An 11,965-nucleotide genomic window follows, 5' to 3' on the forward strand; every position below is an offset into this window, starting at 1 on the left:
TGCGGCCGATGTAGGTGGCTTGTTATAGCGTGCGCACGTCAAGCAATGCGCAGTGCACACGTTCACGGGGGATTTTCCGCATGACCTACCCGCCGCAGCAGGGCCCCGGCCCGTACGGCCAGCCCGCCCCGCACGCCCAGCAGCCGCCGCAGGGCTACCCGCCCCAGCCGGGATACGGACAGCCCCAGCAGCCGGGCCAGCCGCCGTACGGGGCCCCGCCGCAGCAGTACGCCTACCCGCCGCAGCAGTTCGCCGCCCCGCCCGCGCCTCCGCAGAAGCGCATGGGGGTCATGAAGATCCTGAAGATCATCGTCGCCGTGGTCGTCGTCATCGCGGCCGCGGTGGGCTACTACGCCAGCCGGGACGACGCCGACAAGGCGAAGGTCGGGGACTGCCTGACGAACAAGGGCAACACCATCAGCCCCGACCTCCAGGTGGTGAAGTGCGGCGGCGCGAACGCCGAGTACAAGGTGGTCAAGGTGATCCCCGACAGCCTCGACACGAACCAGTGCAAGGGCCAGTCGGACATCGGCTACCAGGAGCAGATGCGCGGCTCCCGCCGCAGCTCGGGCAAGCAGTTCGTGCTCTGCATCGACGAGGTCAAGAAGTCCTGATCCACCCCCGCCTCCGAGCCGCGGCCCCGACGGGCCGCGGCTCGGCCTCCATCGCCCGCCGGGCGCCGGGGGAGGGGCACTGAGCCGGTCGGGGGAGCGGCAGTCACGGCGGGGGCGGCCCGTCGTTTCCCGGATATGACAGATCTGATGGTCCAGATCCCGGCCGACTGGCTGGCCCGGGTGTTCCTCTCGCTCCGCCGCGGCTCCTCGCCGGACGCCCAGGTCTCGGCGGCCGAACTCCAGCCGTTCACCGAGAAACCCGGGCAGCGGGTCCCGGTGCCGCGGGCGACCGTACTGCGCACCGAGCTGGCACTGCGGGGCGAACTCGAACGGGCCCAGGAGGACGAGCGGCGCGCCCGGCTGTCGGAAGAGGCGGCCTACCTGATCAGCGCCCGCCTCGGCGGTCAGGCCGATCGAGCCGGCCGGTAGCCGGGGCCGGTCAGTAGACGAGCTTGTACGTCACGTCCTTGGGGACCGGCGGCGGGGCGGTGTCGGTGTAGAGGAGCCGCATCGTGGTGTACCGCTGCACGTCGGGGTGGTCGGGCCAGGACCGCGGGTTGTTCAGGGTCACCTTGACCGGGTACGCGCGGAAGCGGCCCGCCGCGCAGTACGGGGTGCAGTCGTTCACCATGTCGATGCCCGTGGCCGTAGCGGTCCGCCGCCCCCAGCTGTCCCAGCGCAGCCGGATGAGACGGTTGTTCCCGTCGCCGCAGGCCAGCAGGTACTCCCGGGGGCGCACCTGGCCCTTGGAGAAGCAGTCGACGACCACGACCGGATTCGGATCCATGACGGCCCGGGGCGTCTGCTGCGCGGAAGCGGGTGCGGCGGCGGGTACGGCCGCTCCGACCGCGAGGGCCGCGGCCGCGCACAGCAGGGTGGCCGTCCGCACCCCGTTCCGGGTCCGGGTCGCGGGAGTGAGCCCGCCGACTCGTGAAACGTCCACGAAGCCCTCCTCGCATCGGCGGTCCCGCTCGGGTCCCGCCTCGTGGTAAAGCCGTCCCCAGCTTCGCTCATCCGGCCGTACCCCGCACCCGCTGCGCCGCGGAGGCCGGGCGGAGGGGCGCCTGAGCTGCGGTCATGCGGTCACGGGGCGACACGGCCCGCGCCCCCGCGGTTCAGCGGCCCCGCAGCCCCGCGGTTCGGCGGCCCGCCCGGATCAGGAGATCGCGTACCACTGGCTGCCCCAGCCCGTGTTGATGGTGCCGGTGGACTGCTCACCGAGGTTCACGGTGGCCGGCAGGGAGGTCTGGCCGGTCAGCAGGGTGCTGTAGCGGAGGTTCGGCGGTGTCAGGCCCGCGTTCACCGAGATCCCGGCGCCCGTGGCCTTGAGGGTGAGGCCGTTGGTCGCCCAGGTGCCGTTGAGGAGGAGGGCGATGAAATAGGTGCCGGGGGCGGCGGTGAAGGGCTTGGCGAGGGGGAACGGCTTGGCGATCGCATCGGTCATCAGCTGTGGCGAGATGTCCGCGGTGGACGCGCGCAGGGTGCCGCTCGCGTCGTAGACGCCGAGGAAGTTCTGGGAGAGCTGGGCGTTCGGGTCGATCCCCGCCAGCCCGAGCCAGATGTTGGACCAGGTGATCTGCTCGCGCAGCACGATCCGTACGAGGGTGACCCGTCCGGCCACCCCGGCGACCGACTGGGCGGTCACGTGCCCCGCGTCGTTGGGGTCGCCCGTCCAGGCGAGCAGGTTCTGGTCCTGCGGCCGGGGGCCCTCGAACCCCGAGCCGCCACCGGGCGCGACGGGAGCGGGCGCCGCGGCGCTGCTGCCGCCGTCCTTGCCCTTCGGGCTTCCGCCGGACGCGGTGCAGCCGGTCAGGAGGAGCACCGTCGCGAGGGCGGCGGCGAGGCCGGCGGAGACGGTGGTGGTACGGGTGCGCATGGTCCCCCCATGAAATGCGGCAATGCGGATGTGCGTGTGCCAAAGGAGGCCATGGTCACATGGACCGCCTCGGCCGACTGCGGCCGGGGACTACTTCGGCTTGGCGGCCACCGGCGCCGGCCAGAGGTGGTCGGGGGTCACGATCGAGGTGACCGCGTTCCCGATCATGCTGGACAGGTTCTTGCCGCGGTAGTCGATGTCGCTGTTGACGAGCACCACCAAGGTGGCTTTCTCGGCCGGGAGTTGGGCGGCGATCGTCTCGTAGCCGGGCAGCTCGCCGTTGTGGCCGAGCCAGCCGTTGAAGTCGAGGATGCCGAGGCCGTACGAGGCGCCGGGGACGGCCCCGATCGGGAGCGTCCGCAGCCGTTCGGCCTGCGTCCTGGGGGTCAGCAGCCGGCCGTCCGCGAGCGCCGGGGCCCAGGTGTGCAGGTCGTCGAGGTCGGAGATGGCCGCGCCGGCGGCCCAGGCCCAGGAGGGGTTCCAGTCGGTGGCGTCGGCGACGGTGCCCTTCGGGGTGAAGTCCGTGTACCCGTGGGCGTGCGGATCGGGCATGGCGCTGTCACCGGGCAGGGAGGTGGCGTTCAGCTTCAGCGGCGCGAACACGTGCTCCCGGAGGTAGTCGGAGAGGCTCTGCCCGCTGACCTTCTCGACCAGCATCCCGAGCAGGATGGTGTTCGTGTTGCTGTACTCCGACTTGGCGCCCGGCTTGAAGTTCGGGGGATGGGCGAAGGCCACGTCCAGCAGCTGGCGGGGGGTGTACGCGCGGTGCGGGTCGGCGCGGACGCCGTCCAGCCACTTCTTGTCCGTCGTGTAGTCGAAGAGGCCGCTGCGCATGTTCGCCAGTTGGCGCAGCGTGATGGAGTCCCCGCCGGGGACGCCGGAGACGTACCGCGAGACGGGGTCGTCGAGGCCGACCTTGCCCTGGTCGACCAGCTGGAGGACTCCGGTGACGGTGAAGGTCTTGGTGACGCTGCCGATCCGCGAGTAGAGGTCGGACTTCATGGGCGTGCCGGTCTGCTTGTCCGCGACGCCGAAGGACTTCTCGTACACGCCGCGGCCGGGCATCCACAGGCCGATGTTCAGACCGGGCATGCCGGTCTGCTTCATGACCTCCGTGATCGCCGCGTCGAGCTTCCGCACGGTGGCGGGGTCGAAGTCCGTGCCCATGGAGGCGGAGGCGGAGCCGGTACCCGCGCACAGGGCGGCCAGCAGTGTCGCCACCGCCGCCGGCACTCCCGCACGCCGGACCCGGCGCTCACGGAACGGACGGCACCTGCCCATGACCGGTCACCCCTGCCCAGGCTCGACAACACGGCTCCCCGAGCCCCCGAGGTGCTCCCTCAAGCGTAGGAGCCCGCCCCGCCCACCGCGATGCGCCCGACCCGGCGCCGCACTACGGGGCGATCGGGAGCCGGCGCTTGTGGTCGGTCAGGCGGTAGCGGCGGACGATCGTGTCGAAGGCGCGCTCGTCGACCGGCTTGCCCTCCAGGAAGTCGTCGATGTCGTCGTACGTGACACCCAGCGCGTCCTCGTCGGCCTTGCCCGGGTCCAGGGTCTCCAGGTCCGCGGTGGGGGTCTTCCAGACCAGCTCCGCGGGGGCGCCCAGGACGTCGGCCACGGCACGCACCCGGCGCTTGGTCAGGCCGGTCAGCGGGACCAGGTCGGCCGCGCCGTCGCCGAACTTCGTGAAGAAGCCGGAGACCGCCTCGGCCGCGTGGTCGGTGCCGACGACCAGGCCGTCGTGGGCCCCGGCCACCGCGTACTGGGCGATCATGCGCTGGCGGGCCTTGATGTTGCCCTGAACGAAGTCCTGGTGGTGGGCGTCCCGGAACACGGTGCCCCCGGCGAGGGCCGCCTCCAGTGCGGCGTCGCTGGCGGGCTTCACGTCCACGGTCAGTACCCGGTCCGCCTCGATGAAGCCGAGGGCCAGCTGGGCGTCGTGCTCGTCCGCCTGGACTCCGTACGGCAGCCGCATCGCGTAGAACGTCGCCTCGTGACCGGCCTCGCGGGCCCGCTCCACCGCGAGCTGGCACAGCCGTCCGGCCGTGGTGGAGTCCACCCCGCCGCTGATGCCGAGGACCAGGGAGCGCAGGCCGGTGGAGGTGAGCCGCTCGGCCAGGAAGGCCACCCGGCGCTCGATCTCCCGGTCGGCGTCGAAGGTCTCCGACACCTGGAGTTCCCTGGCGATCTCCTGCTGCAGAACGGTGGACGCCGGCCGGCTCACGGCTGCTCCTCGTGGTCGATGGTGATTCATGGGTGCGCTGCCCTGCCGACCCTAGTCGAACGCCTCCGGCGGCTCGAAAGCGGCCGGGCTTGACGGATACGTCCAAAGTTATGACACTTGAAGTGCAAGTTGTTTCCGTGTCGTATGACCCTCGAGGGTCAGGAGGCAGTCGTGCCGGAGCGTCGGATCTACGTAGTCGCGGGGGCCGTCATGGGTGGGGTCTGGGCCTGGGGCTCGGACACCCCCGCCTGGGAGCACGCCCTGCGTCTCGTCGCGCTCGTCGCGTGTGCCGCACTGGTGATGTCGCTGCTGCACCGCCGCCGGGCCCGCCTGGGCCGGCCCGTCGACCGCCGGCTCCACTCCGGCCTGCTGCTCGGGAAGGTGTTGCTGGTGGCGGGGGCCCTGCTCCTCGACCAGGTGCTCGGCCTGTGGGTCTCCGAGCCGAGCCTGATCACCGCGGTCGTGCTGTTCGTGGGCATCGCGGCCGGCGGACCCGCCCTGCACCGGCGGCTCGCGCGGGACGGGAGCCGTGCGAGCGGCCGGCGGCCCGCGCAGCCCGATCGCCGGGTGCTGTCCGGGGCCGACGCGAAGTAGCGGAGCGGGCGCGCTACCGCCGGTCGGCCGGCCTGGCCGGATCCGTACCGGCCAGGAGGGCGTGCACGGCCGTCTCCATCGTCCGCGCGGCCGCCTCGACGCTCAGGCCGCTGTTGCGCCAGTGGTACCAGGCGCCCCAGGTGGTCACCGCGTCCAGCCCGTACAGCACCTCGGTCCTGCGCTCGGCGGGCAGTCGGTCGAGCTCCTCGGCGAAGATGTCGGCCAGCCGGCCCCGGGCGAAGTCCAGGACCTGCCGGGTGACCTCCTGGATCCGGTCCCCGTGCTGATCCAGCCGCATGAGCGTCAGCTGGGCCGGGGTGATCCACTCCAGGATCCGCGAGCGCTGTTCCGTCAGTGCCGCGATCCGCGCGGATCGCGGACCGTCGGTCGGCAGGGGCCTGGTCTGCTCCATGAGCTGTTCCAGGCGCCGCGCGATCGCCGTCTCCACCAGCTGGGACATGTCGGCGAAGTGGTGGAAGACCAGGCGGCGGGAGACGCCGGCGCGCTCGGCGACGCGGTCGGCGGGGAAGTGCGACTCGCCCTCGTCGAGCAGGGACAGCACCGCGTCCGCGATCTTCACGCGGGACTGGCGGCTGCGCTCGGCGCGACCGTCCGCGAGCCGCTCCTGTGGCTGGCCGGCCGACTGCTGCACGTTGACCCCTCCCGACGTCACTCGTCGCCATTGTCGCAAATCCGCGCGCGTTGATTTAATTGCACTCGGGGTGCAAGGATAAGGGAAATCAGCCACACCGCACGAGGGGGATTCCGTACGCATGTTCGTCACCTTGGGGCGCTGGTGCGCCCGACGGCCGAAACGGGTCATCACGGCCTGGCTCCTGCTGCTGGTGGGCCTGGCCGCGGCGGTGGGCGTACTCGGCAGCGCCACCACCGAGACGGTCTCCATACCGGGCAGCGACAGTCAGGCCGCCCACGACGCCGCCCTCGCGTTCGCCGACTCCGCCTCCGGCCGCCAGCCCCTGGTCCTGCACACGCCCGCCGACGGCCTGCCCCTCACCTCGGACCGCGCCCGCGACGCGGTCCAGGAGACGGCCCGCGCGCTCGCCGCCCGCGACCACGTCCTCGCCGTCACCACCCCGTACGAGCCGGCCGGCGGCGAGGCCCTGGCCCCCGACGGACACACCGCCTACCTCGCGGTCGAGCTGGACCTGGCGGGCCGGGACGTCACCGCCGATGTCGTCCACGACCTCATGGACGCCGCCGAACCGGCCGAAGCGGCCGGGATCGAGGTCACTCCCGGCGGCAACCTCGCCGAGGCGGCCGACAAGAAGTCGACCCGGAGCAGCGAGGTCATCGGGCTCGTCGCCGCCTTCGCCGTCCTCTACCTCGGCTTCCGAAAGCCCGTCGCGGCCGCCCTGCCGCTGGCCACGGCCGTCGTGGGACTCGGCATCTCCCTCGCAGTCGTCGGCCTCACCGGCCACGTGACGGACATGCCGTCCTCCGGCGCCACCATCGCGGCGATGATCGGGCTCGGGGTGGGCATCGACTACAGCCTCTTCTGCCTCACCCGCTTCCGTGAATTCCTCACCGCCGGGAAGACGGTGGAGGACGCGGCGGCCCTCACGATCGGCGCCTCCGGCAAGTCGGTCGCCTTCGCCGGCACCGCGGTCATCGCGGCGCTCGCGAGCCTGGCCCTCGGCGGCCTGCCGCTGCTCCGCGCGCTGGCGCTCGCGCCCGGCATCGCCGTCCTGGTCGCCATGGCCGCCACCCTCACGCTCCTCCCCGCGCTGTTCGCCCTGCTGGGCCGGCGCCTGGCCCCCGTGCCGGGTTCCGCGCCGTCCCCCGCGGACCGGCCGCAGGACTCCCCGCCGCCCGCCCGCGGCTGGGCGCGCATCGCCCGGCACGTCGCCGACCGCCCGTGGCGGTACCTGCTCGCGGGCCTGGCCTTCTTCGTCCTGCCGGCGCTCGCGGCGGCCCAGCTGTCCTTCGGGCAGCTCGACGGCGGCGACAAGTCCCCCGGCACGTCCGGCCGTACGGCCTACGACCGGCTCGCATCCGCGTTCGGCCCGGGCGTCAACGGACCGCTCCAGGTGACCGACACGCTGCCGAAACCGGCTTCCGGCCCGGCGGACCCGGCCGTCACGGCCGTCGGCCGGGCGCTGAAGGACACCAGCGGAGTCGCCGCGGTCGGACCCGCCCAACTGAGCCGCGACGGGCGGACCGTGCGCTGGCAGGTCACGCCCACCACCGCGCCCGGCGATCCCCGTACCGCCGACCTGGTGCACCGCCTGCGCGAGCGCACCCTCCCGCCCGTCACGGAGAGCACCGGCCGGGAAGCCCACGTGGGCGGCATCCCCGCGACCCAGCTGGACCTCAACGACCGGCTCGCGCAGCGCCTGCCCGCCGTCATCGGGGTCGTCCTCGCCATCGCCGGACTGCTCCTCCTCCTGGCCTTCCGCTCCCCGCTGGTCGCAGCCAAGGCCGCCGTGCTCAACCTCCTCTCGGTGGCCGCCGCCTACGGCGTGCTCACCGCGCTGTTCCAATGGGGCTGGGGAGCGGCCCCGCTCGGCCTCGGCGGACCCGTGCCGATCCCCGGCTACGTACCGCTGCTCATGTTCGCCGTCCTGTTCGGGCTCTCCATGGACTACGAGGTCTTCCTGCTGAGCGCGGTCCGCGAGGCGTGGCTGGCGAGCGGCGACAACCGCGGCGCGGTGATCACCGGCCTGGCGCGGACCGGCAGGATCATCACCTCCGCCGCGCTGATCATGGTGTGCGTCTTCCTCGGGTACCTCCTGTGGGACGACCCCGTGGTCAAGATGTTCGGCATCGGCCTCGCCACCGCCGTCGCGCTCGACGCCACGGTCGTCCGCGGGCTCCTCGTCCCCACCACGATGGTCCTGCTCGGCAAGGCCAACTGGTGGCTGCCGGGCCGGCTCGACCGGCTCCTGCCGCAGATGCACGTCGAAGGCGGCGAGGAGGCCGTCGTCCGCACCGCCGCCGCACCCGAACCCGTGAGGAACGACGCATGAACCACCGCACCGCCCGGGCCGACGCGCGCGCGAAGGCCGGCGTACGAGGAACCGCCGTACGAGGAACCGCCGCACGAGGAACGGCCGCACGAGGAACCGCGGCGCGGCGGCCGCGCCGTGCCCGGCGGTGGGCGGCGGCCGGGGCGTGCGCTCTGCTCGCCGTCGTCGTGCTGGCCGACCGCGTGGCGGCCGGTGTCGCCGAGGGTCGGATGGCCGACCGGATCGCCGCGCGGCAGAGCGCGCTGGTGGCGCCGCCCAGCGTCTCCATCGGCGGCTTCCCGTTCCTGTGGAGCGCGGCGGCGGGAACCTACCCGGAGGTCGAGGTGGAGGGCCGGGCGAAGACAGGGGACGGTTTGCCCGTCACCGCCTCCTTCGACCTGCACGACGTGTCCAAGTCGGCCGGCGGGTACGCGGCGGCGCAGGCCCGGGCGGAGTTCAAGGTCCCGCTCGACGCCCTCGGGGCGAAGCGCGGTCCCGGCGTCCGGCTGACCGGGCACGACGGGCGGCTGGAGATCTCCCGGTCCGTCATGGGCGTACCGCTGGTCGTGACCGCCGCGCTCAAGCTGACCGGTGACACCGTCACGCTCGAACCGACGTCGGCGTCCCTGGCCGGGAGTCCCCTGAACCCGGCCAATCCCCGGATCGCGGCCGCGCTCAAGGAGGCGGAACGCAAGCTCCCCGCCCTGCCCCTCGGCCTCGTCCCGTCCGGGATCTCCGTCGACGGCAGCGCCGTCACCGTGCACGGCGAGGCGAAGGACGTGACCCTGCCCGGCGAGGCATGAGCGGCCGCGGGCCGGCGGCACGTCCTCCGGGCCCGGACGAGGATCACGGTCCGGGGGGCGCGGCGGCGCGCAGGCCTTCGAGCAGGGTGGCCAGGTAGCGGTGGGCGGTGTCGACGCGGCCGGCGCGATCGCCGCCGTGGACGTCCACGGCGTACGCGATGCCGCACATGAGCGGGACCAGATCGCCCGGGGCCAGGTCGGACCGGACGGCCCCGGCCGCCCGGGCCCGGTCGAGCAGCTCCCGGCCGGTCGACCACAGGGCCGTCTTGAGTTCCGTGGTGCGCGGCAGCGCGTCTTCGGGGGCGGCCGTGACCGGGGCCAGGGAGGCGTCGGTGACCTGCGCTTCGAGGGTGCGGGTCAGAAAGCCTTCCAGCGCGTGCCAGGGGTCCGGGTCGGCCAGGGCCCGCTCGCCGTGGGCGGTCAGGGCCTCCAGGCGGGGGGTGGCGACCGTCTCCAACAGCGCCTCGGGCGTGGCGAAGTGCCGGTAGACGGTGCCCACGCCGAGTCCGGCGCGCCGGGCGACGTCGTTGAGCTGAAGCGTCGTGCCCTGGTCGACCAGGTCACGGGCGACCGCGACGATCCGCTCCCAGTTGCGGGCCGCGTCCCTGCGCAGTGGCGTCGTCATGGGGAGATGGTAACTGGATGGCTCATCCGGATGGATCCGGTGGAGGCGCACGGTGATCGCGCTAGTGTTCGCCCGTGAGCCTTCATGTCGTCATGGGATTCGGGCCCGCCGGGGCCGCCACCGCTCGACTCCTCGTCGAAGAGGGGCATTCGGTACGGGTCGTGACCAGGTCGGGCCGCGGCGCCGAGCCCGGCATCGAACACGTCGCGCTGGACGCGACGGACGGCAGACGGCTGGCCGAGGCGGCGCGGGGCGCCGCCGCGATCCACCACTGCGCCGCTCCGCCCTACCACCGCTGGGCCGCCGAATGGCCTGGGCTGATCGCGTCCGTCTGTCGCGCGGCCGAGGAGAGCGGGGCCGTCCTGGTCATGCTGGGCAACCTCTACGGCTACGGACCCGTGGACGGCCCCCTGACCGAGGAGCTTCCCCTGGCGGCCACCGGGACCAAGGGCAGGGTGCGCGCGGCCGGTTGGGAAGCGGCACGCAAGCTGCACGACGAGGGCCGCATCAGGGCGGTGGAGGTGCGGGCCTCGGACTTCTTCGGGCCCGGCGTGACCGACGGCGGGCACCTGGCCGGGCGCGTCATGCCGCCACTGCTCCGGGGCAAGCCCGTCTCCACCCTCGGCGATCCGGACGCCCCGCACAGCTGGAGCTACCTCCCCGATGTGGCCCGGACCCTGGTCGAGGTGGCGGGCGAGGAGCGGGCCTGGGGACGCGCCTGGCACGCGCCGACGGGACCCGCGCTGTCCGTCCGGGAGATGGTGGACCGGCTCGCCGCACGGGCGGGAACGGGACCCGTCGCGGTGCGACGGCTGCCGTCCGCCGTATTGGGCGCGGTGTCGCTCTTCTCGCCGCTGATCCGCGAACTGAAGGAGGTCCGCTACCAGTTCGACCGCCCGTTCGTCGTCGATTCGACGGCGTACGCATCCGAGTTCGCGGCTCGCGCCACTCCCGTCGGCGAGCAGGTCGGGGCGACGGTGGACTGGTGGCGCGAGCGGTTGGCCGCCCCGCGGTGAGGACCTGCGTCAGAACAGCGTGCGCTCGATGCGGTCGAGCGTTTCGGACGTGCCGCCCGGGCCGCCGGCCGCGGCGGCCGGCGGGGTCTCGGGCGCGTGCGCGCCGCCCAGCCGCCGGGAGAGCAGATAGGCGATGATCTCCGCCTCCTGCTCCTGGACGTCGTCGTACGTGGCGCGCATGAGCATGTCGCGTACGAGTGCGGGGTCGAGGTTGGGGAAGAGGATGCGCGAGCTCACCTCGTCGAGCAGGCCGGCTCCGCGGTGACTGCAGATGATGTGTCCCAGCTCGTGCAGGACGATGTGTTCCTGGTGCGCACCGGTGGTGTCGGCGTCGTAGAAGATCAGGTCCTCGTCGCGTGCGGCGACCCACATGCCGCACGGCTGTGAAGCGGGCATCGGCACGGGGACCAGGGTGATGGGCCGCTCGCGTGCATCGCCGAGGTGGCGGCAGAGCTCCGCCACGTCGGCTCCCGGCGGGAGACCGAGTGCGGCGATCCGCCGCGCGCCGTCCTTCCGGAGCTTCTTGAGCCGCCTGCGGCGGTCCCGGTCGGCCGACCGTCCCCTCCCGGGCAGCCTCACCCGGGATCCGGGGGGCCCGCGGCGCGGGAGGGGCCGGCGGATTCCGGGGGCTCCGCGGGGTCGGTGACGGGCGGAAGGCCCTGCATCTGCCGGTACTGGTCCATGATGGCCGTGATGGCCTGGAGGTTCTCCTTCTTCATGCCGGCCGCGCGCATCGCGACGGAGCGCACTCCCGCCTGTCGCAGGGCCTCGATGGCGGCTATCTCGCCGAGCACCGACTCGGCGACCTCGTCGTCGAAGAAGTAGGCGACCGAAACGCCGAAGAAGCGGGCGAGGGCGGCCAGCAGATCCGGTGAGGGGTTGGAGCGCTTGCCCGTCCGCAGCTGGGACAGGTACACGCCGCCGGCTTTGATTTCGGGATTGACCCGCTTCAGCTCCTCGGCGACCTCGGCATTGGTCCAGCGCCTGCCCTTGGGGCGGACCGTCTTGAAGAGGTCGTCCAGACGCACTGCCAGCACGGGCCGGTCGTCAGCCTCGGACACTGCGCATCTCCCTACCGCCGCATCCCCGACATTGCTCTCAGCTATTTTCCAGTTTTGCAGATTAGCGGTCAGTTGACAATCCGTCGTGAGTCCGTCACCGTGGACCCGTCGATAGCTGGCAGCTAACTTTGCTCCACGGGGGTAGTCGAGTGAGTCGCCGGCCGCATCGACCCGGCTCGGGCCGGC

Annotated in this window: 14 protein-coding genes; 6 read left to right on the plus strand and 8 right to left on the minus strand. The window is 72.9% G+C overall.

The annotated features are described in order from the left end of the window. The first annotated feature begins 80 nt into the window (after window positions 1–80). Window positions 81–614 (plus strand): hypothetical protein, encoded by a 534-nt coding sequence (locus ACFY1T_RS30845; RefSeq protein WP_390791081.1) that lies wholly within the window; start codon window positions 81–83, stop codon window positions 612–614. A gap of 135 nt (window positions 615–749) precedes the next feature. Continuing rightward, window positions 750–1,043: a hypothetical protein gene (locus ACFY1T_RS30850; protein WP_390791082.1), complete on the plus strand. Its 294-nt coding sequence runs from the start codon at window positions 750–752 to the stop codon at window positions 1,041–1,043. Between the two features lie 10 nt (window positions 1,044–1,053). On the opposite strand, the gene ACFY1T_RS30855 is transcribed toward ACFY1T_RS30850, so the two are convergent. The 4 genes from ACFY1T_RS30855 to nadE all read right to left on the minus strand — a co-directional run bounded on the left by ACFY1T_RS30855 (window position 1,054) and on the right by nadE (window position 4,714). Then, entirely contained in the window at window positions 1,054–1,557 is a 504-nt protein-coding gene (locus ACFY1T_RS30855) for a hypothetical protein (RefSeq protein ID WP_030867760.1), read from the minus strand. Between the two features lie 213 nt (window positions 1,558–1,770). Continuing rightward, complete coding sequence (locus tag ACFY1T_RS30860; RefSeq protein WP_390791083.1) at window positions 1,771–2,490, minus strand: hypothetical protein; 720 nt, start codon at window positions 2,488–2,490, stop codon at window positions 1,771–1,773. A gap of 90 nt (window positions 2,491–2,580) precedes the next feature. Next, on the minus strand, window positions 2,581–3,711 hold the full coding sequence (locus ACFY1T_RS30865; protein ID WP_390791084.1) for a serine hydrolase domain-containing protein: 1,131 nt from the start codon (window positions 3,709–3,711) through the stop codon (window positions 2,581–2,583). Between the two features lie 172 nt (window positions 3,712–3,883). Next, the gene (gene nadE, locus ACFY1T_RS30870) at window positions 3,884–4,714 is read right to left on the minus strand and encodes an ammonia-dependent NAD(+) synthetase (protein ID WP_390791085.1); all 831 of its coding nucleotides are present in this window, start codon (window positions 4,712–4,714) and stop codon (window positions 3,884–3,886) included. A gap of 171 nt (window positions 4,715–4,885) precedes the next feature. Between nadE and ACFY1T_RS30875 the strand changes: the two genes are divergently transcribed. After that, window positions 4,886–5,308, plus strand: coding sequence for a hypothetical protein (locus tag ACFY1T_RS30875; protein WP_390791086.1), 423 nt, complete (start codon window positions 4,886–4,888; stop codon window positions 5,306–5,308). Window positions 5,309–5,321: 13 nt separating this feature from the next. Here ACFY1T_RS30875 and ACFY1T_RS30880 read toward each other — a convergent pair whose 3' ends face one another. Next, window positions 5,322–5,981, minus strand: a complete 660-nt coding sequence (locus tag ACFY1T_RS30880) for a TetR/AcrR family transcriptional regulator (protein WP_390791087.1) — start codon at window positions 5,979–5,981, stop codon at window positions 5,322–5,324. A 100-nt stretch (window positions 5,982–6,081) separates the two neighbouring features. On the opposite strand from ACFY1T_RS30880, the gene ACFY1T_RS30885 reads away from it, so the two are divergent. Continuing rightward, window positions 6,082–8,295 carry an MMPL family transporter gene (locus ACFY1T_RS30885; RefSeq protein ID WP_390791088.1) on the plus strand — a complete coding sequence of 738 codons (2,214 nt, stop codon included), beginning with the start codon at window positions 6,082–6,084 and terminating at the stop codon, window positions 8,293–8,295. Then, window positions 8,292–9,077, plus strand: coding sequence for a DUF2993 domain-containing protein (locus ACFY1T_RS30890; RefSeq protein ID WP_390791089.1), 786 nt, complete (start codon window positions 8,292–8,294; stop codon window positions 9,075–9,077). The genes ACFY1T_RS30885 and ACFY1T_RS30890 overlap by 4 nt, the downstream gene beginning before the upstream one ends. Before the next feature lie 43 nt (window positions 9,078–9,120). Here ACFY1T_RS30890 and ACFY1T_RS30895 read toward each other — a convergent pair whose 3' ends face one another. After that, window positions 9,121–9,702 (minus strand): TetR/AcrR family transcriptional regulator, encoded by a 582-nt coding sequence (locus tag ACFY1T_RS30895; protein ID WP_390791090.1) that lies wholly within the window; start codon window positions 9,700–9,702, stop codon window positions 9,121–9,123. Window positions 9,703–9,776: 74 nt separating this feature from the next. Here ACFY1T_RS30895 and ACFY1T_RS30900 point away from each other — a divergent pair, with 74 nt between their 5' ends. Continuing rightward, the gene (locus ACFY1T_RS30900) at window positions 9,777–10,718 is read left to right on the plus strand and encodes an NAD-dependent epimerase/dehydratase family protein (RefSeq protein ID WP_390791091.1); all 942 of its coding nucleotides are present in this window, start codon (window positions 9,777–9,779) and stop codon (window positions 10,716–10,718) included. Window positions 10,719–10,727: 9 nt separating this feature from the next. Here the strand turns inward: ACFY1T_RS30900 and ACFY1T_RS30905 are convergent, their stop codons facing one another. Together ACFY1T_RS30905 and ACFY1T_RS30910 are read right to left on the minus strand one after the other, a co-directional pair. Next, window positions 10,728–11,297 carry a toxin gene (locus tag ACFY1T_RS30905; protein WP_390791092.1) on the minus strand — a complete coding sequence of 190 codons (570 nt, stop codon included), beginning with the start codon at window positions 11,295–11,297 and terminating at the stop codon, window positions 10,728–10,730. Continuing rightward, entirely contained in the window at window positions 11,294–11,779 is a 486-nt protein-coding gene (locus tag ACFY1T_RS30910; protein ID WP_390791093.1) for a helix-turn-helix domain-containing protein, read from the minus strand. The genes ACFY1T_RS30905 and ACFY1T_RS30910 overlap by 4 nt, the downstream gene beginning before the upstream one ends. Window positions 11,780–11,965 lie beyond the last annotated feature (186 nt).

Origin of the sequence: Streptomyces sp. NPDC001194 (genome assembly GCF_042896985.1) — a bacterium.
In the GTDB taxonomy this organism is placed as follows: Bacteria; Actinomycetota; Actinomycetes; order Streptomycetales; family Streptomycetaceae; genus Streptomyces.